Genomic DNA, 25,638 nt, shown 5'->3' with positions numbered 1-25,638 from the left:
TTGGGGATCTTTCGGCCATTTGGCAAGCATCCGGCAACCGAACGGCACATGCTTGCCGTGTTGTTAACCTTTCTTTGCAGGATGGCACTAACTTAGCCGCCATAAAACGGGTGGCATGAAGAGTCTCAAAAAGACAATTTTTCTCGGAGCTTGCGCGGTGGCCCTGTCACCGGCAGCAGCCAGTTCGGCCATCGACACGATAGTATCGGGCGATGAGGACACCGGCGGTAGCGCAATCACGTCGAACAAGACGTCGTCGGGCATCCTGCAGTGCGTGCCCTATGCGCGCCGGCTCTCGGGCATCCAGATATACGGCGATGCGCATACCTGGTGGAAGCAGGCCAAGGGCCGTTACGCCCGCGGGCGTACGCCCAGAGTCGGCGCCGTCATGGCCGTCCGCCCGTTCCGCAACTCGCATCTCGGCCACGTTGCGGCGGTCAGCAAGATCGTCGATTCGCGTACGATTCTGCTGAGCCACGCCAACTGGTCGTATCCCGGCAAGATCGAACGGAACGTCACCGCGCTCGATGTCTCCCCAGACAACGACTGGAGCGAGGTGCGCATCTGGTACGGCCCGAGCCATAACCTGGGTACCACCCATTGGCCGGTCGCGGGCTTCATCTACAATGCCGAGCCGGGAAGCATGTCCGATCTCGGCAGCGACCGCCTCACGCAGGTTTCCACGCCTCCCCAGACGAAAACCAAGCGCAAGCGCCGTCACAGCGATCCCATCGGCGAGATCATCGCCGGGACATACTGAAGGACGGCCCGACCCCGCTAAGTTTAAGGGCCGCGCTTAAGCGCCTGTGCTTAGACGATTTAACGTCTCAGAGACGGGACACTCGCCGGAGCCTCCGAAGGGACTGAAGCCTGGAGCTCAGTCTTTCTTCGCGACGGGCGGGTTGTCGCCGAGATCCTCGTACCAGGCTTCGACCGGGCCGGTCAGCTTGATCGTCAGCGGGTTACCCTTGCGGTCCAGCGTCTTGCCGGCCTGCACGCGCACCCAGCTTTCGGAAATGCAGTATTCCTCGACATTGTTCCGCACGGTGCCCTTGAACCGGATGCCGATGCCGCGCTGCAGCTTCTCCGCATCGAAGAACGGGCTGCGCGGATTGATGGCAAGGTGATCGGGCGGCACGTCGGCGCCGGTCTGCTGCGATGCCTGCTCGGGCGTGCTGGTCTCTTCGGTCATGTCTGCGCCTCTAGTGTCCTATCGGGGCTTGTCAATTCAGCGCTTGTCAACGCGCCCCGAGTTGTCTAGGGGCGCGCTTCCGCAAATGGTAGCGGGCGCGTAGCTCAGCGGTAGAGCACACCCTTCACACGGGTGGGGTCACAGGTTCAATCCCTGTCGCGCCCACCATCCCCCAGACGGGATGCCTCCTCCTTCCATCGCCTACCAAAGATCGGTTGACCGCAATCAATGCGGACAACGCCTGTCTGGCGCACTTCCGGCCTATCAAGGACAGGGAGAATGGAAATGTTCAAAGTAAACGTCGGCTCCGTCGATCGCATGCTGCGGATCGTGCTGGGCATTGTCTTGCTGGCGCTGGTGTTCGTGGGACCGAAGACGATGTGGGGCCTGATCGGCGTCGTGCCGCTGGTGACCGGGCTTTTCCGCACCTGCCCGCTCTACAGCCTGCTCGGCATCCGGACCTGCAAGGCTTCGTAAGCGCTCAATCCTCGAAAAAGGCGATGTACCGTAGTTCCGCACTCGCGCGCGGCACGGTATCGGCTGGCGCGTACGGGTTGCGGAAGGCGCCGTGCAGGCATCCGAACGGCACGGACGGATCGCTGTCCCAGGCCTTGAACACGAGCGCATCGTCCGGGGTGAGATCGGAAAACCAGTTCCAGCGCTGCCCGGGATTGAAGACCGTCGTCACGTAAGGGACGCCTTCGGGCATCACCGGCTCGACGGTCTTGCCTTCCACCCAGTCTGCCGGATCGATCGTGCGCTGGTCGCAAATCGCCAGCGGCATGTCGTGCGGCGGCGGCGTGAGTGCGCGCCAGACGTTGTAAATGCGCACGTGCGGATAGCGGGCGCGGATATTTTCCGGCGCGCAGCGCTCGATAAACGGCAGGGCAGACGTGCGGCTATGGTCGAGATGGACGAATTCGGCCGCGGTGGGTTGGGCGGGATCGCCGGTATCGCGGATCAGCGCCATATGGCCGTAAAAAGGCGCGATATGCGCCGCGCCGGTGCATTCGCGAATGTGCTCCATGGTCAGCGGGCTACCGGTCGTCTCGACCCATTCGGGATTGCGCCACTTGGCACCGTCGAACGCCAGCCGATGCACTTCGAAACCTTCGCATTCCAGCGAAGGCGCGTCGGCCGAAAGCGAGCGATCGCGCAACATGATGCCCTGCGCCGTCAGCGGCTGTGTAATCAGCGACTTGTGGAGATTGCTCCAGGTGCCACCATCTTCGCGGTTGGTTGCAAAATTGATCTGCGCCTGCATGGCGCCGAGCGTTTCCGCCTCTGTCATGATCGCTCTCCCCTCGATCTTTGGCCGCAAGTCTCACTCAAAACCCTGAAAAGCACAAGCGAGCCGACTTGCGACGGCCCTCTCAAGACGGCATAGGCGCGGGACCATGCATGACATCCGCCAGATCCGCGAAAACCCGGAAAGCTTCGACGCCGGCCTCGCCCGCCGCGGGGTAGAACCCGTCGCCCAGACCATCCTTGCCATCGACGAGCAGCGCCGCTCGGTCGCCACGCGCATGCAGGAAGGCCAGAGCCGCCGCAACGAGGCCTCCAAGGCCATCGGCAAGGCCATGGGCCAGGGCGACACCGAAACCGCCGAAGCGCTGAAGGCCGAAGTCGCGCAGCTCAAGGAAACGCTCCCCGCGCTCGAAGCCGAGGAAAAGGAGCTGACGGCCAAGCTTCAGGACGCACTCGCGCGCCTGCCGAATATCCCGGTCGATGAAGTGCCGGACGGCGAGGACGAGAGCCAGAACGTCGAAGTCGGCAAGTGGGGCACGCCCGGTACTTTCGCGTTCACGCCCAAGGAACACGCCGACCTCGGCCCTGCCCTCGGCCTCGATTTCGAGACCGGCGCGCTGATCTCGGGCGCGCGTTTCACGTTCCTCAAGGGCCAGATGGCACGCCTGCACCGCGCTTTGGCGCAGTTCATGCTCGATACGCAGACGGCCACCAACGGCTACATGGAATGCAATGTGCCGCTGCTGGTGAAGGACGATGCGGTGTTCGGCACCGGGCAATTGCCGAAGTTTTCCGAAGACCTGTTCCAGACGACTGACGGGCGCTGGATGATCCCCACCGCCGAAGTCAGCCTGACCAATGCGGTGCGCGAGCAGATCCTCGATCCCGAAGCGCTTCCCCTGCGCATGACCGCCCTCACCCCCTGCTTCCGCTCGGAAGCGGGTGCGGCCGGGCGCGATACGCGCGGGTTCATCCGCCAGCACCAGTTCGAGAAGGTCGAACTCGTCACCGTGTGCAAGCCGGAGGAAAGCGAGGCCGAGCACGAGCGCATGGTAGCCGCTGCCGAAGGCATCCTGCAGGCACTGGACCTGCCCTATCGCAAGGTGCTGCTCTGCGCCGGCGACATGGGCGCCACGGCGCGCAAGACATTCGACCTCGAAGTCTGGCTGCCGGGCCAGGGCGCCTACCGCGAGATCAGCTCGATCTCGAACTGCGGCGACTACCAGGCCCGCCGCATGAACGCGCGCTTCAAGCCGGAAGGTTCGAAGAAGACCGAGTTCGTGCACACGCTCAACGGCTCCGGCCTTGCCGTGGGCCGCACGCTCGTGGCGGTTCTGGAAAACTACCAGCAGGAAGACGGCTCGGTCCTCGTGCCTGACGCGCTCAAGCCGTGGATGGGCGGGATCGAGAAGCTCACGCCCCTATCATGACGCCCCGCTCGTCCTGAGCCTGCCGAAGGACGCGAGCACTGTGCCATCATCCTTCGACAAGCTCAGGATGAGCGGACATGGGGACAACCCGACAAACCTGAACCAGAGGTCACCAGCAATGCGCATCCTCCTCACCAACGACGACGGCATCAACGCACCCGGCCTCTACGTTCTGGAAAAGATCGCGGCGCAGCTTTCTGACGATATCTGGATCTGCGCGCCGAGCGAGGAACAGTCGGGCGCAGGCCATTCGCTGACGCTCACCCGTCCCGTGCGGATGCGTCAGCATGCCGAGCGGCGTTTCTCGGTCAGCGGCACGCCGACTGACTCCGTGACCATGGCGCTGAAGAAAATTCTGCCTGCTCCGCCCGATCTGATCCTCTCGGGCGTCAATCGCGGGGCTAATCTGGGCGATGACGTCACCTATTCCGGCACTGTGTCGGCCGCCTTCGAAGGCGCGCTGGCAGGCATCCGCGCCGTGGCCCTCAGCCAGGTCTATTCGAAGGAAGGCGTTGGCAACAATGTCGATTTTTCCGCGGCGGAACAATGGGGTGCGAGAGTCCTGAAGCCGCTGCTCGATGCGCCCTTCGCACCGCGCACGCTGATCAATGTGAACTTTCCGCCGGTCGCCGGTGACCAAGTTGCCGGCATTCGTGTCGTGCGGCAGGGCTTTCACGACTATGCGCGTGGATCAGTTGTGGAAGGAACAGACCCTCGCGGTTTCCCTTATTACTGGTTCGGGCTACATGGCATAGAGCATACTTTAGGTAGCAATACAGATCTCGAAGCGATTGCAGGGGGCTTTGTTTCGGTGACGCCGTTGCAGATTGACTTGACCCATCACGATTCTCTCGCCCCGTTGGCGGAGATCTACCGGGCATGAGGAACTTCCGTCTTCTGGCCGGCGCGGCGCTCGTCCTCGCTCCCCTCGCCATGGCTGCACCGGCTCTGGCGGTCTCGCCGGAAGACGAGGCGGTCCATGTCGTCGAATCCGGTGAAACGCTGAACGGCATTGCCAACCGGGCCGGCGTCTCCGCTTCCGCCATTGCCGAGGCCAATGGGCTCGAAGCACCCTACGTCGTGCAAGTCGGCCAGAAGCTCAGCATTCCGCGCAAGAGTTCCGCAGCGCCTGCCACGGCGTCTACGTCGCAAAGCGGTGTCCACGTCGTCGAGCCCGGCGAGACGCTGGGCGGCATTGCCAACCGGGCCGGTGTCTCTGCCTCCGCCATTGCCGAAGTCAATGGGCTGGAAGCGCCCTATATCGTGCGGATCGGCCAGAAGCTGACGATCCCCGGAGCAGGCGGATCGAAGAGCGCCACCGCTGCAAGCGCGGCAGCGACGCCCGGCTTTCATGTCGTGGAGGCAGGCGAAACGCTTGGCGGTATCGCCAACCGCGGCGGCGTTTCCGCTTCTGCTCTTGCCGAAGCCAACGGCCTTGAAGCGCCCTACATCGTGAGGATCGGTCAGAAGCTGACGATCCCTGGTGCCGCATCGACACGCGTCGCCTCGCGGGTCATTGAGACGCGCCCATCGTCGGCGCCCGTCTCCTCCGGCGGGTCTCCTGAAACCGAAAGCGTTCACGTTGTCGCACCCGGTGAGACGCTGGGCGGGATCGCTGCGCGCGCCAAGGTACCGCGCGTGCTCATCGCGGAAGCCAATGGCCTGCAGCCGCCGTTCACCGTTCGCGTCGGCCAGAAACTGCAGATCCCGCGCACCCGGCACTACACGGTGGCCAGCGGCGATACCGGCTTCTCGATCGCGATGAAGTACGGGATGCCGTGGGAACAGATCGCGACCGCCAATGGCATGGAGCCCGATACCCCCGTCCAGACCGGCCAGAACCTGCTGATTCCGACCTTGCTCAATCCGCCGACAACGGGCGTCTCCAAGCTCAATCCGGCCCCTGCCCCGGCGGCAACCGAACTGCCCGCCAGCAACGCCAAGACGGCGCGCTTCGGCTGGCCGGTCAGCGGGCCGATCCGCCGCGGCTATGCCACCGGCACGAATTACCATGACGGTCTGGACATCCAGGCCGCCAAGGGAACGATGGTCCGCGCTGCTGCGGCCGGCACCGTCAAGTTCGCCGGCAAGGAAAAGGAACAGTTCGGAAATCTGGTCGTGATCGATCATGGTAACGGCTGGTACACCGCCTACGGTTTCCTCAGCCGGATCACCGTGAAGGAAGGCACCAAGGTCTCGGCGGGCGAACGTATCGGGCTCGTCGGCGGCACCGGCCTGGCCAAGGGCAACGAACTGCATTTCGAAGTGCGTCAGGACGGCAAGCCCGTAGACCCGCTGGACGAGCTGCCCAAGGCACCCTAGTCCTCTTCCCATGTCGAGAAAGCGGCCACCGCCTTCCCTTTTCAAACCGCTGCGCCGCGCCTTGGGCATGCCCGTATGGGCCGACGTTGCCCTGCGACTGGGCGGCGCATTGGCGCTCGTGTTCATCGTCGTCATGGTTCACTGGCTGGACCGCGACGGTCTGAACGACTCGCACGATGGCGTCGTCAGCTTTCTCGATGTCGTCTATTTCACGATGATCTCAATCACGACCACGGGCTTCGGCGACATCGCCCCGGTCAGCGACAAGTCACGGCTGGTGGAGGCGGTAATCGTCACCCCGATCCGACTGGCCGTGATCTACATCTTCGTAGGCACCGCCTACAATTTCATCATCAAGCACAGTTGGGAGACCTGGCGCATGAAACGAATTCAGGAGCGCCTCTCGGACCATATCGTGGTGCTCGGCTACGGCGTCAGCGGCTCGGAATCGGTCGCGGAACTGATCGCCCGCGGCACCGATCCCTCGTGCATCGTCGTGATCGACCCCAGCGCCCAGCGTCTGGCCCTTGCCGAACAGGCAGGCTGCAACGTCATGGAAGGCGATGCCACGCGCGACGAGACGCTGGAGGCCGTGCGCATCGGGTCAGCCCGTACCGTGCTGGTTTCGGCAGGCCGCGACGACACCACGATCCTGATCATCCTGACGGCGCGCCATGTAGCCCCGCACGTCCCGATCACAGCGGTAGTACGCGCTGACGACAACGAAGCGCTGGCCCGGCAGGCCGGCGCCAACAATGTCATCAATCCCGTGCGTTTCACCGGACTGCTGCTGGCCGGTTCTGCCGAAGGGCAGCACATTTCCGACTATCTGGCCGACCTCGCCTCGGTAACGGGCCGTGTGCAGCTTATCGAGCGCGCCGTAGAACCCGGCGAAGTGGGCAAGCCGCTGGAGGAGATCGCCACCGGAAAGGGCCTGCGCATCTACCGCAAGGGCAAGGAAATCGGCTTCTGGGAACCCGGCGCGCATGTGTTGGAAGCGGGCGACATCATCGTAGAGATCGCCGCGTGCCCGCAGCCGTCAGCTTAAGACCCAGAACACCAGGCCCATCGCGAGATAGGCCACCAGCCAGAACAGACAGTCGATCACCCTGCGCATCGGCTCTGCGCCATTGCGCAAGTGCGTAAGCCAAACAGAGGGAATCACGAAGGCCAGCGCGATTCCGCCCGTCTGCATGAAGTAGAGCCAGGGCTTTGCCGCGAGCGTTTCCGCGCCGATCCGTGCAAAGTTGTGCCCCAGCATGATCGCGCTGATCAGGAAGACGAACCCCACGAGCATGTAATTGCCGCGCTGGGCGTTACCCGGCAGTAACTGCCGTCCGGTCCGGAAAAGCGGCCCGTTCCACACGAGGCCCACGGCCACTGCCAGTGCTGCAGCCAGGAATACCGCCAACCAGTTCACGGGGCCCATCGCATCTCTCCCTCAATCTTCGTTTTCGTTGAGCGACCGGTCCGGGCGCGTCCAGTGCAAGCGTGCCACATGCCCCTCCCGCGCGTCCATCCAGTCACACGAAAAACGCGTGAGCGCCGTACGAATAGCCGGTATCGCTGCCCCCAGCGCCGATGGCGCAGGCACGTGGGAAGACGCAAACGCGGTTTCGGCAATCCCGATCAGCGCCTGATCGTCGCCGCTGCCCGACCAGAGATCCGCCTCGAAGCATTCGACCAGCCGTTCGACCTGCAACAGTTCCACGATCCCGGCATCCGGCACTTGCGCGCGCTTGGCGCTGGCATGGCCGCTGGCCTTGGCCATCTCGGCGATATCCTCGGGATGCATGCCTTCCGCCACGAGTCCCCAAAAGCCGCGGGCCAGTCCCATCCCCGTTTCAACAAAATAGTGGACCGCATCATGCGGCACCGGGCCTTTCCCGGGAAAGCGCGTCACCGCGACGCTGCCATCGGCGCGGCGAATCTCGATGGCATCGTCACGAGAGCCCTTGGTAATGGCGATTTCCATGGTGTTCGGGCACTCTTCGCGTTTTTCGTGACTCTCGGCCACTTTCAGCGTATCGGGCGCGCGATCCCATGGCCATAGAAATTCCCTCCCCGCCCAAGGTCGGCATGGTCAGCCTCGGCTGCCCCAAAGCGCTTGTCGACTCCGAACGCATCCTCACCCGCCTGCGCGCGGACGGCTACAGCATGAGCCCGGACTATGCCGGCGCCGATGTGGTGCTCGTCAACACCTGCGGTTTTCTCGATTCGGCCAAGGAAGAAAGCCTTGCCGCGATCGGCGAAGCGATGGCCGAAAACGGCCGCGTCATCGTCACCGGCTGCATGGGCAACGAAGCGGACGCGATCCGGGCCAGGTTCCCGCAAGTGCTCGCCGTTACCGGTGCGCACCAGTACGAGGCCGTCGTCGAGGCCGTGCACGAGGCTGCTCCGCCAGATCTGAGCCCCTACGTGGATCTCATCCCGCAGGCCCGCGGTGATTTTGGCGACGAGGCCGGCGTGAAGCTGACGCCGCGCCACTACAGCTATCTGAAGATTTCCGAGGGCTGCAACCACGCCTGCTCGTTCTGCATCATCCCCTCGCTGCGCGGAAAGCTGGCAAGCCGCCGCATCGACGCGGTGCTGCGCGAGGCGGAAAAGCTGGTGCAGGCCGGTACGCGCGAGTTGCTGGTGATCAGCCAGGACACCTCGGCCTACGGTGTCGAGGTCAAGCACGAGGAACGCATGTGGAAGGACCATCCGGTTCGCACCCACATGACCGACCTCGCCCGCGAACTTGGCCAGCTCTCTGATGCGCAGGGGCGCCGACCCTGGGTACGGCTGCACTACGTCTATCCCTATCCGCACGTCGATGCGGTGATCCCGCTGATGGCCGAGGGGCTACTGACGCCGTACCTCGACATTCCCTTCCAGCATGCCGCACCGTCGGTGCTGAAAGCGATGAAACGCCCAGCGAACGAAGCCAAGGTGCTCGAGCGGCTGCGTAACTGGCGCGAGATCTGCCCCGACATCGCCATCCGCTCCAGCTTCGTGGTCGGCTTTCCCGGTGAGACCGAGGCGGACTTCGAGTACCTGCTCGACTGGCTGGACGAAGCGCAGCTCGATCGCGTGGGCGCGTTCCGCTTCGAACCGGTCGAAGGGGCCAGCGCCAACCACCTGCCCGGCGCCGTTCCCGAAGAGGTCAAGGAAGAGCGTTACGCCCGGATCATGGAAAAGACCGCCGCGATCAGCGCCGCAAAGCTGGCCGCAAAGGTTGGCCGCGTTCTGCCCGTGATCATCGACGAAGTCGGTGAACCGGATGAGGAAGGCGACATCGGTGCAACAGGTCGCTCCCAGGCGGATGCCCCGGAGATCGACGGCAACGTCTTCCTTCGTGATGTCGGGGAAGACCTACAAGTTGGTGATATCATTGATGTTATTGTCGAAGATGCGGACGAGCACGACCTTTTCGGAGCGATCGCCCAGGCCTGACTCTCATCGAAAGGGCGATATGTAGTTGCAAATCATGCAACTTCTGCAAAGGTTTTCTCATTTGCCGGAATCGGGGCCGGGATGCATATCGGAACGGCCTTTCAGGCATCCTCTCCCAAATAACTTCCAAGGGGCTGGTCTTCGGATCGGCCCTTTTTTTTGGCCTTCTGCGGCCCCTCGGTGGCATCCTCCTCCACCCGATCTGCAGTTGCACGTTATGCAACATTGCTGAACCTTTTCGCATTTGCAGCATGGGTGACTCTGGCGCATAAGGATCGGACCTTTCAGGCATCCTCTCCCAAAACTTCTACAGGGCTGGTCCTCGGACCGGCCCTTTCTTTTTGCCCGAATTTCGCATGCTTTGGGATTTGTGCGCCCTGTGCGCTATGACTTCAGGGTGCCCAGCATGGCTGTGCCGCTTGTTCGCCCAGATGGAGGCATGGCATGCCGATGTGGTCACGCCCTATCTGCCGGACGATCACGCGCTCACCGAAGCCGATCCGCTCGCCGGTTTCAGGTCCGGATACCTCGACCCGCGGACGCGGCCTCATTCCGAAGAGCGCTGCGCAAGGCCCGTGGCGGCTCAGCCATGACTGGCTCGTCGACCGCAAGGCCCTGCGCGAAACGCCGATCGATGACGGAAACCTGCGTTTCCAAAGGATAGTACGGCGCGAAACTCTGGCCCCGGACGCGCAATTGTCCTAGCGACGTTGCATGGCCAGTGCTCCGCGAATCTATTCAGCCGCCCTCGTCGTAATCGGCGACGAAATCCTCTCGGGCCGGACCCACGACAAGAACATCGCCCAGGTCGCCTCCTGGCTGCAGGTTCAGGGCATACGCCTCAAGGAAGTGCGTGTCGTGGCAGACGACGTCGACGCCATCGTCGAGGCTGTGAACACGCTGCGGGCCCGCAACGACTATCTGTTCACCACAGGCGGTATCGGCCCCACGCACGACGACATTACCGTAGATGCCATTTCGCAGGCGCTCGGCGTGCCCGTGATCGTGCACCCTGAAGCGCGCGAGATCCTCGAAGGTTATTATGAAACCCGCGGCGGCCTCAGCGATGCCCGCCTGCGCATGGCGCGCACGCCCGAAGGCGCGACGCTGATACCCAACCGTTACACCGGCGCACCGGGGATCCGCTACGACAACATCTTCATCATGGCCGGTGTGCCCAGCATCACGGCGGGCATGCTCGATGCGCTCTCGGGGCAGCTCGAAGGCGGCGCACCGCTGCTGGCCGAGACCATCGGCTGCTGGGTCGCCGAAAGCGAAGTGGCCGACGTGTTGCGTGAGACCGAACAGGAATTCGACACCTGCCAGATCGGCTCCTATCCGTTCTGGGCCGAGGGCCGGACAGGCGCCAATTTCGTCATCCGTTCGGTCAGCGCCGACGATCTCGCCTCCTGCACACGCGCTCTGGTGCGCCGCCTGGAAGCGATCGACAAACCTGCCATCGCCGGGGGAATCTGAGTTTGCTCGTGCCGATCGTTGCGATGGCAGCCCCCGCGATGGAACACCCCGCCCAACCGACCCTGGACGCCTTCGAGGCGGTGCTACGCCGTCACGACAGCGCTACCCTTGCGCTTGAGGAGTGGTGCGCCATGCGCGGCATGGCCAATCCGGCCGAGGTAACTGCCCACGGCACCAAGGCACCTGCCGGAGCACCGCCGGCCGAAGCCCGCGCGCACCTTGTACTGCAAGGCGACGAAACGGTGGCCATGCGCAACGTCCGGCTGACCTGCGGACCGGCCGTGCTCTCCGTGGCCTGGAACTGGTATGTCCCCGCGCGGCTCACGCCGGAAATGAACGCGGCGCTCGAAGGCAGCGACGCGCCGTTCGGCAAGGTCGTTGCGCCGCTGAACTTTCGGCGGCAACCGCTCGAAAACGTGCGCGGCCGGGCCGAGGGCTGCCCCCAAGGGACCATCTCCACGCACCGCGCCATGCTGGTCCTGCCCGACGGGCGGCCGCTGGCCTACCTTATCGAGTGCTATACCGCCGCGAACCTGGCCGACAGCCTCTAGGCGAGGCCGCCGGCCGCTTTACGGTCAGGCCGCTACCGCCTCAGTGCCCGCGATCGAGGTGCGGTGCATCATTCGGCCGGTCGATTTTTCGTAGGGGATCGCCCGGTGCATCGCGCCGGTGTTGTCCCAGATCACGAAGTCGCCCTTCGTCCACTTGTGCCGCAGCGAGAAGGCAGGCTGGGCGGCCCATTCCTGCAGCCGTACCAGCATTGCGCGGCCGGCCGGGATATCCATGCCAACGATGTGATCGGCGGTCGTGCCGATTACCATCGACTTGCGCCCGTCCTCATGCGTCCACACCACCGGATGCTCCTTCACGAGACCGATGCCCAGCACGCGTTCGCGATGCTTTTCGGGGATCGCATCGGCAATCGGCGAGAGGCTGGCCTTGACCGAATGCTCGGCCTTGAGCCCTTCGAGCGCCTGCTTCTCTTCCTCGGGCAACCCCTCGTAGGCGGCATAAGTGCTGGCGAACTCGGTCTCGCCGCCCTTGTCCGGAGCAATGCGGCAGGACAGCAGCGTCGCGAACGGCGGCGGCGTGTCCACGGTTATGCCGTCCATGTGCCAGAAGAACGTGCCCAGCACGTATTCGGGCTGCGGGTTGATCTTTTCGTCGAGCGTGACCTGATAGACATCCTCATCGTTCGATTGGACATTGGTGGTGTTGGTCAGGCGCATCTTCGGGCCGATGGCATTGGTGATCGCCAATTGTTCCTCGTCGGTGAGGTTCACTTCGGGGAAGACCAGCACGGTGCGCTCGGCCACCTGCTCGCGAATCGCCTTTGCGGCTTCAGGCGTGAAGAGATCGGCGCGGTCGTCCCAGGACACTCGCGATCCGATATGTTCCTTAATGTTTTCAAAGTGGATAGCCATGGACGCTACCTTCTCCCAGATTGTATGCTGAACATGTGTACAGCAAGCCAATACATGGGAACGGTTCGCAGGTAAACGGCCAACGCATACAGGCTTGCGCACGCCACCGAAGGCGGACATGCGGAAGCCTGTCGTGTAAAGGAGCCTCAGTCTGTAGTCGGCATCATCGGGCTGTGGCTGGTAGCGACCATACCCTCGTACAACCTCTTCCGGAACAGCCGTTTGATGAGCCTGTCCTCAAGAATGCGGCCGCCAACATAAAGCGCGGCAAATATTCCGGCGAAGACACAAGCCGGCGTGGGCGAGTGCTTGCCTTCCTGAGCGCCTTCTTCCTCGCTGTCGGCCTTGTCCTTCTCGGGCTTTTCGGGTTCTGGCGCACCGAGGAACTTGTCGATCGGGTGCATCGGCACCTCGGCCTTCTCCTTCTCCGCCTTTTTCTTTTCTTCCGATGCAGCCCCGGCTTTGGCTGACGCCGCTTCGTACGAATTCACGAAAATGGCCAGCTGGGCGAAACCCAGGAAAAGCAACGGCGCCAGAAAACAGGCCAGCAATGCCCGGCTGATCATATGATAGCGCAAAACGCCGCCACCCGGGCCTCGTTCGACTTGCAGCACGCCGCCGTCGAACACCGACATCTTGTCCTGAGCGGCGGAGTCCTTTTTCTTGAACCTCAGAGTGTCCCCTGCGCGTTCATGGGTGGTGCCGACCTGGTTGAACAAGGGTTCAAGCTTGTCGAAAGCCTCGTCGCTCGTTTGTCCGGGGGCGAGTGCCACGCTCCCCCTGATGTGCCAGATCCAGTCGATAAAGCGAGGGACCACGCGATTTCCTTCTTGCAGGGCCTATCTTGCCGCTCGATGCGGCAAGCAGGGTCAGGCCGGATCGATTAGGATCGCTCCGGCCTGACCATTATCGGCATGTTTTGTACTTGTTCCAGTGCGGCTGCCGTGCAGTCACTCTGCCGGAACGGCTGCCGGTTCGTGGCGGCCGAATTTCGCCTTCAGCGTCTTCCAGCCCTCGCTGAAGGGGAACGTCATGTTCTCGCGGATCGACATCTTGCGACCGCCTTCCATGCCCAGCAGCTCCGCCTCGCCGTCGACGCAAGTGCCGAACATGCGGTCGATGATGATCCAGGTTCCGGAATAGTTGCTGCGCGTGGCTTCATAGTCCTGCGAATGGTGCACACTGTGATGCTCGGTCGTGTTGAACACGAAGCGCCACCAGCGCGGCGTGTTGAAGCGCACGTTGATATGCTGGTAGATGCTCACGGCCAGACCGAGCGACCCTGCCAGCAGGAAGGCGCGCGGCAGGAAGTCGAAAAATCCGCCGATACCCAGGCCGATCAGGAAGAGTTCGATCGGGTTGCCGACAGCGCCCTTGTTGATGTTCAACTGGGTGATGTAGTGATGCGGCGCGTGGGTCAGCCACAGCGGATACCAGTTATGCATCCCGCGGTGCATCCAGTATTGTCCGAAATCGAAAATGAACGAGATCAGGAAAGCCTGCACCAGCAGCGGCAAACCGGTGAACCATGTGAACTTTTCCATTTGGAAAAAGTTCTGGATCGAAGTGATGATGACCGTATCGCCGACGTAAGTGTCGGCCATGCGCAGAATCGTATAGCCCAGGCTGACAAAAAACAGATCGGTCGCCAGCTCCTTCCACGTGAGACGCCAGCTCTCGTGCCGCGGGTTCACCCATTCGAGCCCCAGCAGCAGGATTTTCACGCCGATACCGATGCCGATGGCCGTCGAGAACTTGGCGATGGAATTGGGGGCGTAGTACCAGAAAGCAATCAGTGCAAAGAGCATGGCAGGCTGGAACCATGTGAAGACGAACTGCTTCACCGGACCACCTTCCACGCGGGGGAGATTTTCCCATCCGATGGTCACCGGCGCATCCGCACCAATGATCCTTTTGCCAACCCGAACGCCGTTCATATTTTCCACCCTCGTAATACCTAGCTACCCATCTCAGTAATACGCAATGGAATCATAGTAATACTATTTCCAGCCTGTGTCTACGGCCACCTTCGCACATGCGGCATAATAATTCGAGACAGCCCCTGCTGACGTCAGATTCTGTCCTGATTCCAAGTGTTTGGTTGTCGCTGTAACAGGGCGAACCAATCGCAGGCCGGATTTGCCATCGCAGCGCCCGAAAAACCTGGCAGGCTTCCCACCACCCCCCCTTCGGCCATGGCTGCGAAAGCAAAGTCTGCGGCGTTTATCGCGAGCAATAAAAAAGGCCGGGAGGTTTCCCTCCCGACCTTTTCTTGTCTCTTCGGTGCTCTGAGCGAATCAGGCGCCGGCAACTTCCGTCGTGTCGATCTTCAGGCCCGGGCCCATCGACGAGGACAGCGCGATCTTCTGCACGTACTTGCCCTTGGCGCCCGACGGCTTGGCCTTGACGATGGCATCGACGAAAGCGTCGAAGTTCTTCTTCAGATCGTCATCCGAGAACGACATCTTGCCGATGCCGGCGTGGATGATGCCCTGCTTCTCGACGCGGAACTCGATCTGGCCGCCCTTGGCGTCCTTCACGGCCTGCTCGACGTTCGGGGTAACGGTGCCCAGCTTCGGGTTCGGCATCAGGCCCTTGGGACCCAGCAGCTTACCGAGACGGCCGACGACGCCCATCATGTCCGGAGTGGCGATGACGCGGTCGTAGTCGAGGTTGCCGGCCTGCATGTCTTCCATGAGGTCCTCGGCGCCCACCTTGTCGGCACCAGCGGCGACAGCGGCCTCGGCCTTGTCGCCCTTGGCGAACACGGCGACGCGAACGGTCTTGCCGGTACCGGCCGGGAGCGAAACCATGCCGCGGACCATCTGGTCGGCGTGGCGCGGATCGACACCCAGGTTCATCGCGACTTCAACGGTCTCGTCGAACTTGGTGGTCTTGAGGTCACGCAGGGTCTGCAGCGCTTCGCCAACGGCGTAGAGCTTCATGTTGTCGCCCAGCTTCTCGTTCAGCGACTTCTGCTTCTTGGTCAGCTTTGCCATGTGATCAGCCCTCCGTCACTTCGAGGCCCATCGCACGGGCCGAACCTTCGATGATCTTGGTCGCAGCCTCGATATCGTTGGCGTTGAGATCCTTCATCTTCATCTCGGCAATTTCGCTCAGCTTCGAGCGAGCGATCTTGCCGGCCGACACCTTGCCGGGCTCCTTCGAGCCGGACTTGAGGTTGGCAGCCTTCTTGATGAGGAACGAAGCCGGGGGCGTCTTGGTGACGAACGTGAAGCTGCGATCCGCATAGACCGTGATGATGGTCGGGATCGGCATGCCCTTTTCCATCTCCTGCGTGGCGGCATTGAACGCCTTGCAGAATTCCATGATGTTCACACCGCGCTGACCCAGGGCGGGGCCGATCGGCGGCGAGGGGTTGGCGGCGCCGGCAGGCACCTGCAGCTTGATGTAGCCTTCAATTTTCTTGGCCACGAGAGGCCTCCTTTCACACTATCGCCCCTGCACCTTGGCAGAAGCTCATGTTAAGCGGTCGAACAGGCGCCTGAGCGCCCTCCCGCACGATAATCACCTCGGCCCCGGAAAATCCGCAAGGCCGCCGCGAAGAGCGCGCCCCTAACCGAATTCGGATCAAAAGGAAAGCGCCGTGTTGATGGCCCTTATGTGGGGCTGGTCGCGACTACCCTGCAGGCAGACATTTGCGAAGACATAGCCGGAAATCAGGAAGATCCGGTCGGCCAACCCCAAGCCTGGAACCCTGGGAGCGGAAGCGGCGCATTCGCGAGCAAAGAAACTGCAGATGATCGAGAAAGGCCACACCGCAACCGGCGAGCCCGCGCAGGCCGCCCAGTCGCGGAAGGCGCGCCACCCCTGCGGACGCAATGCGCCCGCCGTCTGACCTCATTCCCGGCATACGGGAACGGGGACACCTTCAGGGTACGCTTATCGTCAATGCACCAGTGCGGCATGCCGACAAGGCACGCGCCGCGGTGACGCGATTACTTGCTGAGTTCGACGTGCTCGAAGTCGAGTTCGACCGGGGTCGCACGACCGAAGATCGAGACCGAGACCTTGACGCGGTTCTTGTCGAAATCGAGCTCCTCGACCACGCCGTTGAAGCTGGCGAAGGGACCGTCGAGAACCTTGACCGAGTCGCCGATCTCGTAATCGATGCTGACCTGCTGGCGCGGGGCGGCGGCTGCGGCTTCGGCGGCGCCGAAGTAGCGTGCGGCCTCGGTTTCGCTGATCGCCTGCGGCTTGCCGCTGGCACCGAGGAATCCGGTTACCTTGGGCGTGTTCTTCACAAGGTGGTAGATGTCGTCGTTCAGCGTCAGCTTGGCGAGCACATAGCCGGGCATGGTCTTGCGATCGACCTGAACCTTCTTGCCGCGCTTCACTTCAGTGATGGTTTCCGAAGGGACCTGAATGTCCTCGACGAGCTGCGAGAGCCCCATCCGTTCAGCTTCGGCGAGGATCGCTTCCTTCACCTTGTTCTCGAAGCCGGAGTAGGCGTGGATGATGTACCAGCGGGCCATGATTCTCTCTATCTAAGTCTATTTTCAGGCGATCACAGCAGCGACAGCAGCGCGCTGACGACCCAGCCGAACAGGGCGTCGATACCCAGGAAGAACGTCGCGAGCAGCACCGTCATGATGCCGACGAAGATCGCCGTGGTCACCGTCTCCTGGCGCGAGGGCCAGTAGATCTTGCGTCCTTCCGCCTGGACCTGACGCATGAATTCGCCGGGATTGATCTTGGCCATGTCAGTCGCTTTCGTATCTCTTGCCTGATGCCTGAGCAAAATTCTCGTGGCTTCCGGCTAGGGGCCATCGCCACCCCGGTCGAGACCGGGAGGGGCAGATTGCGTTTCCTATGTCGGAAGGAATTGGCGACTTAGCCCCCGTCTGCCGGATTTGCAAGGTCCACTGCATCTGGCATGCGCGCCAGGAACGAATTGGGCGTGCTGTAAACGATCCGTGCCCCATCGGGCACCGCCACTGGATGTACGCTGCCGATGAACCAGAGGTAGTCCGCATGGCGCGCAGGCTTGAACTTGCGCAGATCGATCCGCTGGTTCGGGGAATAGAGAATGCGCTGAGTCGGATCGTTGAAACGGTACTTGGTCTCACGCATTGCCAGCATGTGCACATCGGGGAGCGCGAAGTTGGAATTCTCCATGGCGCTGCGCCGGACGACGGCATAGCTGCCGAAATGCTCGAACGGGCCGAAGCGCCACTGCACGCGCGGAATGGCGACGGCCGTAGCGACCTTGGCGCCTTCAGGCACGTAATCGAGCGCGGCGATCAGTTGCTTGGCGCTCTGCGCATCCTGATACCAGACTACAGTGGTCACGGCCGTGCGCGCCGAGAACAGCAGGCCGGCCAGCGCCAGCCCCCAGCGCGACACCGGCCAGTCGATCGCCAGGCACGCGACCAGCAGCGCGGCGGTGCTGAGCCGGTAGTCGGCATAGTCGCCGCCGAAGATCTGACGCGGCACGGCCAGCGTCAGGAAGAACAGCAGCAGTGCGGCCCAGCCGGCGCGGCCGTCGATACGCCTGGTGAACAACGCAAAGGTGATGACGAGCATCACCAGACAAAGGCTGGCGATGTCGAACACCTGATCGTAGCTGCGCATCGCCTTGTAGAGGATCGCCCACTTGTACTCGAGCACGCCCCAGCGACCGTAGGAAACCTGCGAATTGGCGCCCATCCCCGCGAGCATCGGCACAATCGGGAATACCAGCGGCCAGGGCTTGGTGAACGGGCGCCAGTCCAGCCAGTTGCGGCGGCGGGTCCATTCGTAGCCGAACACGAGCACACCCATGATGCCCCAGCCCGAGACATGGCACAGCCATACCGCAAAGGAGATCGGCACGAAAACGACGTGGCGCCAGGCCGATCCTTCCATGCGCACCCACAGCGCGAACGCGAACAGCGCCATGGCCAGCGAGAGCGAATAGTTGAGGAAGCCCATCAGCAGCGACGGCGACCAGATCATCGCAAAGGCCAGGATCGCGCCCACGCCGATGTTCTTGCGCAGGCTCCAGGCCACCGCCATGATGGAAAGCCCGGTCAGGAAAGGGATCAGCGCGACTATCAACCGTCCCGCCTCTTCCAGGCCGAAGATCGGCGCCAGCGGCACCATCAGCAGTTCGGCCCCGAGATTGCCGGTCCATTCCCAGTTGTGCAGGAAATAATGCGTCAGCCAGGGATCGGAGCCGTGGTCGAGCAGAACCTTGTATCCCGCGAGGTGCGAGGGATAGTCGGTCATCTGCGGAGCCCAGGTGACGAGTACGGGGAGCGAGGCGACGATCGAGAGGAACAGTCCCAGCCAGAAAGCGACATCGCGCTTGCGACGATAGGCTTCGGTGGCTTCGCTTTCGGCGGCCGTCTCCGGCACGTCGCCCTTATCGCCCGCGTCTGGCTTAGCCGTTCCGTGCATGTGCGACTGAATCTTTCCCCGCAAAGTCGAAACCGGACCGGGTCGTACGTGCGTAACGACTCGCCGGAAACGTCGCCGTCCTAAATGCCCCCAAGCCGTTGGCAAGTCCCGCATAAGCTATACGGGATCGCGGCAGGCCGCAATTTCCGCATGATCCGTAGCGGCGAGGCTTTGGGGAGAGACTGGCAGGAGTGGCAGGATTCGAACCCGCGGCCCTCGGTTTTGGAGACCGATGCTCTACCAACTGAGCTACACTCCTGCAGGCGCCGGGTGCCTCTAGAGGGAGACGATGAGGATTACAAGGGCGGAATGCGCCTGCCGCGACAACGCACAAATCGCCATCGCGCGGTGATACGATATTCGCGTTCACTTCTATTTGCTATGACACCCGGAATGCATGCCCCGCGCGCCGTCGACCTGATCGAGCCCGATCTTCTCATGCTCGCATACCGCACCGGGATTTTCCCGATGGCGGACAGCCGCGACGACCCGGAAATCTTCTGGGTGGAACCGCGCCTGCGCGCAATTCTTCCGCTCGACGGCTTCCATCTCTCGCGATCGCTGGCCCGCACCTTGCGCCGCGGCCGCTTCAAGGTGACCTGCAATGCCGCCTTTTCGCAGGTTGTGGAGGCCTGCGCCGCACCAAGAGAGCCGACCGGCGAGGACGACGACGGGCGCAGCTGGATCAGCCATCGCATCCAGGCCAGCTACGAAAACCTGCACGAGATGGGTCAGGCCCATTCGGTGGAATGCTGGCAGGACGGGCCCGATGGCAGCGGTCCGCGACTCGTCGGCGGTCTCTACGGAGTCGGCTTCGACGGGGTCTTTTGCGGCGAAAGCATGTTCAGCCGCGTGCCGGATGCCTCGAAAGTGGCCCTCGCCTGGCTCGTCGCAGCCATGCGCCGCGGCCATGGCAGCCTGCTCGACTGCCAGTTCATAACCGACCATCTTTCGTCGCTGGGGGCCGTGGAGATCAGCCAGAAGCGCTATGTTGCGCTACTGAAGGACGCTCAGTCCGTTTCGCCTTCGGAACTCGCCGGAGCAGACGTACTGGCACTGCCCGCGGCATTCGCGGCACTCCGCGAGGATGCCGTGGCGGCCGGGCTCGAATCCTCGCCCGGGAAGCTCATCGCGCACTTCTTGACCCAGACGTCGTAGACCGGGTGCTCGACCACATTCAGGCCCGGCGAATTCTTGAACAGCCAGCCTGAAAAGACCTTGTGCCACGCCAGCTTCTCGTCGGCGTTGGCCCGTTCCTCGACGAAGACCTGAACGAAAGCGCCCTGCTCCTCCGGGTGCTCCCAGGGAAGCGTCTTCTCGCAGGTTGCCACTTTCACGACGAGATTGCCGAGGCGCTTCGATTCGCCCGGCTTCATCACCACGTCCTGCGTGAGGTTGTTGCGCTTGTTGAGCACGCCCAGCGTGACCACGCGGTCCTTGTTGGGCGTGCCGAGGTGCTGGCCCTGCTCGGCCTGCGCCGGCCCTGCCTGCATGCCGGCGATCGCCTCCGGCACAGAGGTATCCTGCGCTTCCGGATCGTTCCCCCCGCTACCGCAGGCTGCAAGCAGCGACAGCGAGGCGAAAAGCGTCAGATTGGCGGCGGCCCGCTTCACTAGGCCGCCCTTCAGGCGTCCGGCGACCAGGCTTCGTAGTCGCCCGTTGCCGCCGCACGTCGGCCGCCGCGTTCGAGCGCGCCCTGCGGACGGTAGGCAGCGACCGTACCCGTGGCGTTGGGTGTGTAGTCGACTTCCCAGATCCGCGGCGGCGGAAGGTGGCTTTCGGGCACCTCGTCATAGGAGTGGTGCAGCCAGCCATGCCACTCGGACGGCACGTTGCTGGCATCGTTGGCGCCGGCATAGATCACCCAGCGCTTGTCGTAGCCTTCGGGCGTCGTGGCCTTCTTGGCACGATAGTACTTGTTGCCCTGTGCGTCGGTGCCGACATGCTCGCCGTTACGCGCGCTCCAGAGCGAGGTGCCGATGGTGGCGCCGTCCCACCAGGTGAAGATCTTGCCGAGAATTCCCATGAGCCGCGCGTTACCTCTCCGCCTGCGCCAAGGCAAGCGTGTTGAGCGGGAGCCCTGCACGAACGGAGTGATCCCACAACGTCCTATTTGATCCCCTGCGGGGCTGCGGATAGGCTGCCCACGATGAATCACGAGCCGTCCCCCGCGCGGATTGTCGAAACCGACGTCCCCGCGCGCCTCGATCGCCTGCCATGGGCGGGTTTTCACTGGCTTGTGGTCGTGGCGCTGGGAATCACCTGGATTCTCGATGGACTGGAAGTCACGCTTGCCGGTTCGGTAGCCCCTGCCCTGCGCGAAAGCCCCACCTTGCGCTTCACCGCGAGCGATGTGGGCCTCGCCAACAGCGCCTATCTCGCCGGCGCTGTGCTGGGCGCGCTGTTCTTCGGCTGGCTGACCGACCGGATGGGTCGCAAGAAGCTCTTCACGATCACGCTGCTGATCTATCTTTCGGCGACTGCCGGAACTGCCCTCACCTGGGACCTGCCGAGTTTCGCGCTGATGCGCTTCCTGACCGGCGCCGGGATCGGCGGCGAATACAGCGCGATCAACTCAGCGATTCAGGAGCTGATCCCGGCCCGCCATCGCGGCTGGACCGACCTCGTCATCAACGGCAGTTACTGGATCGGAGCCGCCGTGGCCGGCGTGGTGGCGGTGGTCGTGCTCGACCCGGAAGTCCTGCACGTGGATCTTGGCTGGCGCTTCGCCTTCCTGATCGGGGCCATCACCGGCCTCGTGATCATTTTCCTGCGCCGCCACCTGCCCGAAAGCCCTCGATGGCTGATCACGCACGGCCATGCCGAACAGGCCGAAGCGATCGTGGCGGACATTGAAAGCAACATCGTCGCAAGCGGCGGCAAGCTCGATCCGGTGGACCAGAAGATGCGCCTCAGGGCCCGCCGCTACACGCCGCTGAGTGAAGTCTTCGGCACTTTGCTGCGCACTTATCCGCAACGCGCCGCACTCGGCCTGTTGCTGATGGCGTCGCAGGCGTTTCTCTACAACGCGATCTTCTTCACCTACGCACTGATGCTGAGCGATTTCTACGGCATCCCCTCGGCAGACGTGGGCTGGTACGTCCTGCCCTTCGCGGCGGGTAACGTGCTGGGCCCGCTTCTGCTGGGGCGGCTGTTCGACACCGTCGGGCGCAGACAGATGATCGCTCTCACCTATGCCGTCTCCGGCGCCCTGCTCGCGATCACCGGCCTGTTTTTCGCCGCCGAGTTGCTCGACGCCACGACCCAGACGCTATGCTGGAGCCTGACCTTCTTCTTCGCTTCGGCCGCAGCCTCCTCGGCCTACCTCACCGTAGCGGAAAGCTTCCCGCTGGAGATCCGCGCCCTGTCCATCGCCCTGTTCTATGCAATGGGCACCGGCGTCGGCGGGGTTCTGGCCCCGTGGGTCTTCGGCCTGCTGATCGAGAGCGGATCGCGCCTGCAAGTGCTGGGCGGCTATCTCTTTGCCGCCGTGCTCATGATCGTAGCCGGCGCAGCCGCATGGCGCTTCGGCCTCGACAGCGCGCGCAAGCCGCTAGAACACGTGGCGCGCCCGCTGTCATGGCATGAGGACTGCGACGGTTACCACTTCACCTTGTCGCCGGGCTTGATGCCCAGTTCGGCGGCGCGGCCGCCCGCGAGTTCCAGTACGCCCGAGGTAATCCCGGTCGAAGGCAACGGCGTCTCGTCGTAAGGCACGGCGTTCGCCGCGATGTTCAGAATGCGGTGATCGGTACCGATGAAGATGATGTCGAGCGGGATCACCGTATTGCGCATCCAGAAAGCCGAACGCTCGGGCGGGTCCTTCGGAAAGATCATGCCTTCGTCGGGGCCCAGTTCGGTGCGAAACATCAGGCCCTTGGCCTGCTCCGCCTCGGTCTTGGCGACTTCCACCTGGAACGTGTGAGTCTTGCCGTCCGACGTCACCGTTAGCGGCACGACCGGCAGGCCGGAAACAGGATGCACGGCCGCCTGCTTGGTCGCGGCACTGGCCGCGGCTTCGGGGCCGCTCTGCGAGCAAGCGGCGATAGCCAAAAGGAAAGTGGCGGCAAAAGTCCTGGTCAGGCGCACTTATTCATCTCCGAAAGCCGACTCGACCCACTCCTCGGTCTCGTCGGGGTCGGTGGCATCGACGATCCGGCGCGCAATGTCGAGCGGGTGTCCAGCCCGCAGCATCGCGGCGAGGTGCTTTTCCCGCGCCGGCCTGTCGACAGGCTGAACCGCGAACGGTCCGAAGCGCCGCCTACGCGCCATGATCAAGGCGGCGCGGCGCTGATCGCCTTCCGATGCGCGCAGGTCCTCGCGAACATCCTCCTCGATGCCTGCGTGCCCCAGCGCCTCGGCCACGCGCCGCCTACCGTAACCGCGCCGCATCAGGCTGCCCGCCTTCATCCGCGCCCAGGCTTCGTCGTCGATGTAGCCCAACTCGGCGTAGCGGCTCACCAGATCGTCGATCGGTGGCGTGCCCTCGTCTTCCCAGCCCCGCTCGCGCAGCTTGCGCTGGAGATAAGCGCGCAACTTCGCTTGCGTCGTGGCAAAGCGCGCGACATAGGCCAGCGCCAGCTCTTCCAGGCGGGCCGACGTAAGGGGACGGGGATTGCGACGCTTGACCGACATCTTGCCCTATTCGTGCCACACTCGGCTCAGATTGGGGAGAGCGCGTGGTGGCAAGCAGGAGACGTCAGCTATCTCCGGTTCAGAAAGTACCGGCTAGAAGCGCATCTCTTTGAAGAATTTAATGTATAACAACAACGGGTTAGACGAATATGGCCGACACCATCAGCATGGTGCCGAATTCAAATGAGGCACTTGTAGCGACGCCGAACGACGACGCTTTGCCGCGCCGGTTCGCCGACTTCGACACCTTTGGCGACGCGCTCGACTACGCGGCGCAGGGTGAGCGTGGTTTCAATTTCCATGATCCGCGCGGCACGCTGAAGCAGGTCTATCCTTTCAGCCAATTGCGTGAAGATTCGCTTACCGTTGCCTATGCGCTCATTGCGCGCGGCGTGAAGCCGGGCGACCGCATCGCGCTGATCGCCGAGACTGGCCCGGACTTCGCCGCGCTTTTCTGCGGCGCCGTCTATGCCGGTGCCTGGCCGGTGCCGCTGCCGCTGCCGACCAGCTTCGGCGGCAAGGACAACTACATCGAGCAGCTTGCCGTCCAGCTCTCCAGCTCGGACCCGCTGATGCTGATCGGCCCGGACGAGATCGCCGCGCTGACCTCGGCCGCTGCCGAACGTCAGGGCTGCGGTCACGCGACCTGGGCCGACTTCGCCGCCAGGGACGCAGCGCCCTGCGACCTGCCGAAGCTCAGCCCCGACGACATCTGCTACCTGCAGTACTCCAGCGGCTCGACCCGCTTCCCGCACGGCGTCGCCGTCACGCACCGTTCGCTCATGTCGAACCTCGCCGCGCACAGTCACGGCATGCAGCTTACCGATGGGGATCGCTGCATTTCCTGGCTGCCCTGGTACCACGACATGGGCCTGGTCGGCTGCTTCCTCTCACTGATCGCGAACCAGGTTTCGGGCGACTATCTCAAGACCGAGGACTTCGCCCGCCGCCCGCTGGCGTGGCTGGACCTGATCACGCGCAACCAGGGCGCCTCGATCTCGTATTCGCCGACTTTCGGCTACGACATCTGCTCGCGCCGGATCTCGACGCAGACTGCGGTTTCGGAACGCTTCGACCTGTCGCGCTGGCGCCTTGCCGGCAACGGTGCCGACATGATCCGCCCGGACGTGATGCAGAGCTTCGTCAACGCCTTCGCCGACGCCGGCTTCAAGGCGACCGCCTTCCTGCCCAGCTACGGCCTTGCCGAAGCGACGCTCGCGGTGACGATCATGCCACCGGGCGAAGGCATCCGCGTCGAGCTGGTCGAGGAAGAACGCCTGTCCGGCAGCCCGCGCGACCTCTCGCGCCCCGCCCGCTACCGCGCCATCGTCAACTGCGGCAAGCCGGTGAAGGACATGGAAGTCGTGATCCGCGGCGAGAAGGGCCAGACGCTGGCCGATCACAAGATCGGCAAGGTCTGGTGCCGCGGCACCAGCGTGATGCATTCCTACTTCCGCGATCCCGAAGCGACCGCCGAATGCATGGTCGATGGCTGGCTGGACACCGGCGACATGGGTTACATGGCCGATGGCTACCTGTTCATCGTCGGCCGCGCCAAGGACATGATCATCATCAACGGCAAGAACCACTGGCCGCAGGACATCGAGTGGGCCGTCGAGCAGCTTCCCGGCTTCAACCACGGCGACATCGCCGCGTTCTCGGTGGAAACCGAAAACGGCGAGGAAGCCCCCGCCGTGCTCGTCCACTGCCGCGTTTCCGATCCGGACAAGCGCCTGGAACTGCGCGAGCAGATCCGCGACAAGGTCCGTTCGATCACCGGCATGAACTGCGTGGTCGAACTGGTCCCGCCCAAGAGCCTGCCGCGTACCAGCTCGGGCAAGCTCAGCCGCGCCAAGGCCAAGAAGCTCTACCTCTCGGGCGAGATCGAACCCTTCAAGCTCGCCGCCTGAGCGGCTTCACGAGGTGACGAAAGGCGGGCTGGAAGGCGTAGGCTTTCCGGCCCGTTTCTTTGTGACACCGCTGACTGCAGATTGTTTTTGTAAAATTAGAGCGGTTTTCGATCATTCTGGTTCGTACCCGCATGATTTGAAGTAGTTGGCGCATTCGTGGG

Annotated in this window: 28 protein-coding genes, 2 tRNA genes and 1 pseudogene; 14 read left to right on the top strand and 17 right to left on the bottom strand. The window is 63.2% G+C overall.

Features of this window, described 5'->3' with window-relative positions; translation table 11 throughout:
- The first annotated feature begins 157 nt into the window (after positions 1 to 157).
- Positions 158 to 760, top strand: coding sequence for a CHAP domain-containing protein (locus IEX64_RS01830; protein WP_229710013.1), 603 nt, complete (start codon positions 158 to 160; stop codon positions 758 to 760).
- Between the two features lie 117 nt (positions 761 to 877).
- On the opposite strand, the gene IEX64_RS01825 is transcribed toward IEX64_RS01830, so the two are convergent.
- The gene (locus IEX64_RS01825) at positions 878 to 1,192 is read right to left on the bottom strand and encodes a DUF3297 family protein (protein ID WP_188817692.1); all 315 of its coding nucleotides are present in this window, start codon (positions 1,190 to 1,192) and stop codon (positions 878 to 880) included.
- A gap of 93 nt (positions 1,193 to 1,285) precedes the next feature.
- Between IEX64_RS01825 and IEX64_RS01820 the strand changes: the two genes are divergently transcribed.
- Together IEX64_RS01820 and IEX64_RS01815 are read left to right on the top strand one after the other, a co-directional pair.
- Positions 1,286 to 1,360, top strand: a tRNA-Val gene (locus IEX64_RS01820).
- A gap of 117 nt (positions 1,361 to 1,477) precedes the next feature.
- Entirely contained in the window at positions 1,478 to 1,669 is a 192-nt protein-coding gene (locus IEX64_RS01815) for a YgaP family membrane protein (RefSeq protein ID WP_188817690.1), read from the top strand.
- 4 nt (positions 1,670 to 1,673) lie between these two features.
- Here the strand turns inward: IEX64_RS01815 and IEX64_RS01810 are convergent, their stop codons facing one another.
- Positions 1,674 to 2,483 carry a CmcJ/NvfI family oxidoreductase gene (locus IEX64_RS01810; protein WP_188817688.1) on the bottom strand — a complete coding sequence of 270 codons (810 nt, stop codon included), beginning with the start codon at positions 2,481 to 2,483 and terminating at the stop codon, positions 1,674 to 1,676.
- Between the two features lie 106 nt (positions 2,484 to 2,589).
- Between IEX64_RS01810 and serS the strand changes: the two genes are divergently transcribed.
- The 4 genes from serS (at position 2,590) to IEX64_RS01790 (ending at position 7,240) form a co-directional block, all read left to right on the top strand.
- The gene (gene serS / locus IEX64_RS01805) at positions 2,590 to 3,870 is read left to right on the top strand and encodes a serine--tRNA ligase (RefSeq protein ID WP_188817686.1); all 1,281 of its coding nucleotides are present in this window, start codon (positions 2,590 to 2,592) and stop codon (positions 3,868 to 3,870) included.
- Positions 3,871 to 3,988: 118 nt separating this feature from the next.
- On the top strand, positions 3,989 to 4,753 hold the full coding sequence (surE, locus tag IEX64_RS01800; protein WP_188817684.1) for a 5'/3'-nucleotidase SurE: 765 nt from the start codon (positions 3,989 to 3,991) through the stop codon (positions 4,751 to 4,753).
- Positions 4,750 to 6,192, top strand: a complete 1,443-nt coding sequence (locus IEX64_RS01795) for a LysM peptidoglycan-binding domain-containing protein (protein WP_188817682.1) — start codon at positions 4,750 to 4,752, stop codon at positions 6,190 to 6,192. The genes surE and IEX64_RS01795 overlap by 4 nt, the downstream gene beginning before the upstream one ends.
- A 10-nt stretch (positions 6,193 to 6,202) precedes the next feature.
- The gene (locus tag IEX64_RS01790) at positions 6,203 to 7,240 is read left to right on the top strand and encodes a potassium channel family protein (RefSeq protein WP_188817680.1); all 1,038 of its coding nucleotides are present in this window, start codon (positions 6,203 to 6,205) and stop codon (positions 7,238 to 7,240) included.
- On the opposite strand, the gene IEX64_RS01785 is transcribed toward IEX64_RS01790, so the two are convergent.
- Positions 7,232 to 7,621 (bottom strand): DUF1761 domain-containing protein, encoded by a 390-nt coding sequence (locus tag IEX64_RS01785; protein WP_188817678.1) that lies wholly within the window; start codon positions 7,619 to 7,621, stop codon positions 7,232 to 7,234. The genes IEX64_RS01790 and IEX64_RS01785 overlap by 9 nt on opposite strands.
- Before the next feature lie 12 nt (positions 7,622 to 7,633).
- Positions 7,634 to 8,167, bottom strand: coding sequence for a hypothetical protein (locus IEX64_RS01780; protein WP_188817676.1), 534 nt, complete (start codon positions 8,165 to 8,167; stop codon positions 7,634 to 7,636).
- 68 nt (positions 8,168 to 8,235) lie between these two features.
- Here IEX64_RS01780 and rimO point away from each other — a divergent pair, with 68 nt between their 5' ends.
- From rimO to IEX64_RS01760, 4 genes are all read left to right on the top strand, one after another.
- Positions 8,236 to 9,630: a 30S ribosomal protein S12 methylthiotransferase RimO gene (gene rimO, locus IEX64_RS01775; RefSeq protein WP_188817674.1), complete on the top strand. Its 1,395-nt coding sequence runs from the start codon at positions 8,236 to 8,238 to the stop codon at positions 9,628 to 9,630.
- A 444-nt stretch (positions 9,631 to 10,074) separates the two neighbouring features.
- A complete protein-coding gene (locus IEX64_RS01770) occupies positions 10,075 to 10,335 on the top strand; it encodes a hypothetical protein (protein ID WP_188817672.1) in 261 nt (86 codons plus the stop codon).
- A 9-nt stretch (positions 10,336 to 10,344) separates the two neighbouring features.
- On the top strand, positions 10,345 to 11,106 hold the full coding sequence (locus IEX64_RS01765) for a competence/damage-inducible protein A (RefSeq protein WP_188817670.1): 762 nt from the start codon (positions 10,345 to 10,347) through the stop codon (positions 11,104 to 11,106).
- A 38-nt stretch (positions 11,107 to 11,144) separates the two neighbouring features.
- The gene (locus tag IEX64_RS01760; RefSeq protein ID WP_229710012.1) at positions 11,145 to 11,657 is read left to right on the top strand and encodes a hypothetical protein; all 513 of its coding nucleotides are present in this window, start codon (positions 11,145 to 11,147) and stop codon (positions 11,655 to 11,657) included.
- A 24-nt stretch (positions 11,658 to 11,681) separates the two neighbouring features.
- Here IEX64_RS01760 and IEX64_RS01755 read toward each other — a convergent pair whose 3' ends face one another.
- The 9 genes from IEX64_RS01755 to IEX64_RS01715 form a co-directional block, all read right to left on the bottom strand.
- Complete coding sequence (locus tag IEX64_RS01755) at positions 11,682 to 12,530, bottom strand: TauD/TfdA dioxygenase family protein (protein ID WP_188817668.1); 849 nt, start codon at positions 12,528 to 12,530, stop codon at positions 11,682 to 11,684.
- Between the two features lie 146 nt (positions 12,531 to 12,676).
- Positions 12,677 to 13,303: a hypothetical protein gene (locus IEX64_RS01750; protein ID WP_308422578.1), complete on the bottom strand. Its 627-nt coding sequence runs from the start codon at positions 13,301 to 13,303 to the stop codon at positions 12,677 to 12,679.
- 177 nt (positions 13,304 to 13,480) lie between these two features.
- A complete protein-coding gene (locus tag IEX64_RS01745; RefSeq protein WP_188817664.1) occupies positions 13,481 to 14,467 on the bottom strand; it encodes a sterol desaturase family protein in 987 nt (328 codons plus the stop codon).
- Positions 14,468 to 14,827: 360 nt separating this feature from the next.
- Entirely contained in the window at positions 14,828 to 15,529 is a 702-nt protein-coding gene (gene rplA, locus IEX64_RS01740; protein WP_188817662.1) for a 50S ribosomal protein L1, read from the bottom strand.
- Positions 15,530 to 15,533: 4 nt separating this feature from the next.
- A complete protein-coding gene (gene rplK, locus IEX64_RS01735) occupies positions 15,534 to 15,965 on the bottom strand; it encodes a 50S ribosomal protein L11 (RefSeq protein ID WP_039278447.1) in 432 nt (143 codons plus the stop codon).
- A 524-nt stretch (positions 15,966 to 16,489) separates the two neighbouring features.
- A complete protein-coding gene (nusG, locus tag IEX64_RS01730) occupies positions 16,490 to 17,026 on the bottom strand; it encodes a transcription termination/antitermination protein NusG (protein WP_188817660.1) in 537 nt (178 codons plus the stop codon).
- 32 nt (positions 17,027 to 17,058) lie between these two features.
- Positions 17,059 to 17,253 carry a preprotein translocase subunit SecE gene (secE, locus tag IEX64_RS01725; protein WP_188817659.1) on the bottom strand — a complete coding sequence of 65 codons (195 nt, stop codon included), beginning with the start codon at positions 17,251 to 17,253 and terminating at the stop codon, positions 17,059 to 17,061.
- Positions 17,254 to 17,384: 131 nt separating this feature from the next.
- Positions 17,385 to 18,932, bottom strand: coding sequence for a hypothetical protein (locus tag IEX64_RS01720; RefSeq protein ID WP_188817657.1), 1,548 nt, complete (start codon positions 18,930 to 18,932; stop codon positions 17,385 to 17,387).
- A gap of 183 nt (positions 18,933 to 19,115) precedes the next feature.
- Positions 19,116 to 19,191 (bottom strand) — tRNA-Trp (locus tag IEX64_RS01715).
- Positions 19,192 to 19,241: 50 nt separating this feature from the next.
- Here IEX64_RS01715 and aat point away from each other — a divergent pair.
- A pseudogene (gene aat / locus IEX64_RS24345) lies at positions 19,242 to 19,925 on the top strand (leucyl/phenylalanyl-tRNA--protein transferase); the annotation flags it as partial.
- Between the two features lie 17 nt (positions 19,926 to 19,942).
- Here aat and IEX64_RS24340 read toward each other — a convergent pair.
- Positions 19,943 to 20,545: a DUF2155 domain-containing protein gene (locus IEX64_RS24340; protein WP_229710011.1), complete on the bottom strand. Its 603-nt coding sequence runs from the start codon at positions 20,543 to 20,545 to the stop codon at positions 19,943 to 19,945.
- A gap of 11 nt (positions 20,546 to 20,556) precedes the next feature.
- On the bottom strand, positions 20,557 to 20,958 hold the full coding sequence (locus IEX64_RS01700; RefSeq protein WP_188817653.1) for an NADH:ubiquinone oxidoreductase subunit NDUFA12: 402 nt from the start codon (positions 20,956 to 20,958) through the stop codon (positions 20,557 to 20,559).
- A 123-nt stretch (positions 20,959 to 21,081) separates the two neighbouring features.
- Between IEX64_RS01700 and IEX64_RS01695 the strand changes: the two genes are divergently transcribed.
- Entirely contained in the window at positions 21,082 to 22,644 is a 1,563-nt protein-coding gene (locus tag IEX64_RS01695; RefSeq protein WP_188817651.1) for an MFS transporter, read from the top strand.
- Here IEX64_RS01695 and IEX64_RS01690 read toward each other — a convergent pair.
- Positions 22,533 to 23,021, bottom strand: coding sequence for a DUF192 domain-containing protein (locus tag IEX64_RS01690; protein WP_188817649.1), 489 nt, complete (start codon positions 23,019 to 23,021; stop codon positions 22,533 to 22,535). The genes IEX64_RS01695 and IEX64_RS01690 overlap by 112 nt on opposite strands.
- Positions 23,022 to 23,567 (bottom strand): regulatory protein RecX, encoded by a 546-nt coding sequence (locus tag IEX64_RS01685; protein ID WP_188817647.1) that lies wholly within the window; start codon positions 23,565 to 23,567, stop codon positions 23,022 to 23,024.
- 149 nt (positions 23,568 to 23,716) lie between these two features.
- Between IEX64_RS01685 and IEX64_RS01680 the strand changes: the two genes are divergently transcribed.
- Positions 23,717 to 25,477, top strand: coding sequence for a fatty acyl-AMP ligase (locus IEX64_RS01680; protein ID WP_188817645.1), 1,761 nt, complete (start codon positions 23,717 to 23,719; stop codon positions 25,475 to 25,477).
- The last annotated feature ends 161 nt before the right edge of the window (positions 25,478 to 25,638 follow it).

It is taken from the genome of Novosphingobium indicum, from assembly GCF_014645195.1.
Lineage (GTDB): Bacteria > Pseudomonadota > Alphaproteobacteria > Sphingomonadales > Sphingomonadaceae > Novosphingobium > Novosphingobium indicum.
This window is presented reverse-complemented; position numbering and strand designations above follow the sequence as displayed.

Coding starts and splice junctions, on each gene's coding strand:
- rplA (WP_188817662.1), bottom strand. CDS start 15,529: ATGGCAAAGCTGACCAAGAAGCAGAAGTCGCTGAACGAGAAGCTGGGC.
- IEX64_RS01745 (WP_188817664.1), bottom strand. CDS start 14,467: ATGAACGGCGTTCGGGTTGGCAAAAGGATCATTGGTGCGGATGCGCCG.
- rimO (WP_188817674.1), top strand. CDS start 8,236: ATGGCCATAGAAATTCCCTCCCCGCCCAAGGTCGGCATGGTCAGCCTC.
- nusG (WP_188817660.1), bottom strand. CDS start 17,026: ATGGCCCGCTGGTACATCATCCACGCCTACTCCGGCTTCGAGAACAAG.
- IEX64_RS01795 (WP_188817682.1), top strand. CDS start 4,750: ATGAGGAACTTCCGTCTTCTGGCCGGCGCGGCGCTCGTCCTCGCTCCC.
- serS (WP_188817686.1), top strand. CDS start 2,590: ATGCATGACATCCGCCAGATCCGCGAAAACCCGGAAAGCTTCGACGCC.
- IEX64_RS01680 (WP_188817645.1), top strand. CDS start 23,717: ATGGCCGACACCATCAGCATGGTGCCGAATTCAAATGAGGCACTTGTA.
- IEX64_RS01685 (WP_188817647.1), bottom strand. CDS start 23,567: ATGTCGGTCAAGCGTCGCAATCCCCGTCCCCTTACGTCGGCCCGCCTG.
- IEX64_RS01700 (WP_188817653.1), bottom strand. CDS start 20,958: ATGGGAATTCTCGGCAAGATCTTCACCTGGTGGGACGGCGCCACCATC.
- IEX64_RS01720 (WP_188817657.1), bottom strand. CDS start 18,932: ATGCACGGAACGGCTAAGCCAGACGCGGGCGATAAGGGCGACGTGCCG.
- IEX64_RS01760 (WP_229710012.1), top strand. CDS start 11,145: ATGGAACACCCCGCCCAACCGACCCTGGACGCCTTCGAGGCGGTGCTA.
- IEX64_RS01790 (WP_188817680.1), top strand. CDS start 6,203: ATGTCGAGAAAGCGGCCACCGCCTTCCCTTTTCAAACCGCTGCGCCGC.
- IEX64_RS01785 (WP_188817678.1), bottom strand. CDS start 7,621: ATGGGCCCCGTGAACTGGTTGGCGGTATTCCTGGCTGCAGCACTGGCA.
- IEX64_RS01695 (WP_188817651.1), top strand. CDS start 21,082: ATGAATCACGAGCCGTCCCCCGCGCGGATTGTCGAAACCGACGTCCCC.
- IEX64_RS01780 (WP_188817676.1), bottom strand. CDS start 8,167: ATGGAAATCGCCATTACCAAGGGCTCTCGTGACGATGCCATCGAGATT.
- IEX64_RS01765 (WP_188817670.1), top strand. CDS start 10,345: ATGGCCAGTGCTCCGCGAATCTATTCAGCCGCCCTCGTCGTAATCGGC.
- IEX64_RS01770 (WP_188817672.1), top strand. CDS start 10,075: ATGCCGATGTGGTCACGCCCTATCTGCCGGACGATCACGCGCTCACCG.
- secE (WP_188817659.1), bottom strand. CDS start 17,253: ATGGCCAAGATCAATCCCGGCGAATTCATGCGTCAGGTCCAGGCGGAA.
- IEX64_RS01815 (WP_188817690.1), top strand. CDS start 1,478: ATGTTCAAAGTAAACGTCGGCTCCGTCGATCGCATGCTGCGGATCGTG.
- IEX64_RS01755 (WP_188817668.1), bottom strand. CDS start 12,530: ATGGCTATCCACTTTGAAAACATTAAGGAACATATCGGATCGCGAGTG.
- IEX64_RS01825 (WP_188817692.1), bottom strand. CDS start 1,192: ATGACCGAAGAGACCAGCACGCCCGAGCAGGCATCGCAGCAGACCGGC.
- IEX64_RS01810 (WP_188817688.1), bottom strand. CDS start 2,483: ATGACAGAGGCGGAAACGCTCGGCGCCATGCAGGCGCAGATCAATTTT.
- surE (WP_188817684.1), top strand. CDS start 3,989: ATGCGCATCCTCCTCACCAACGACGACGGCATCAACGCACCCGGCCTC.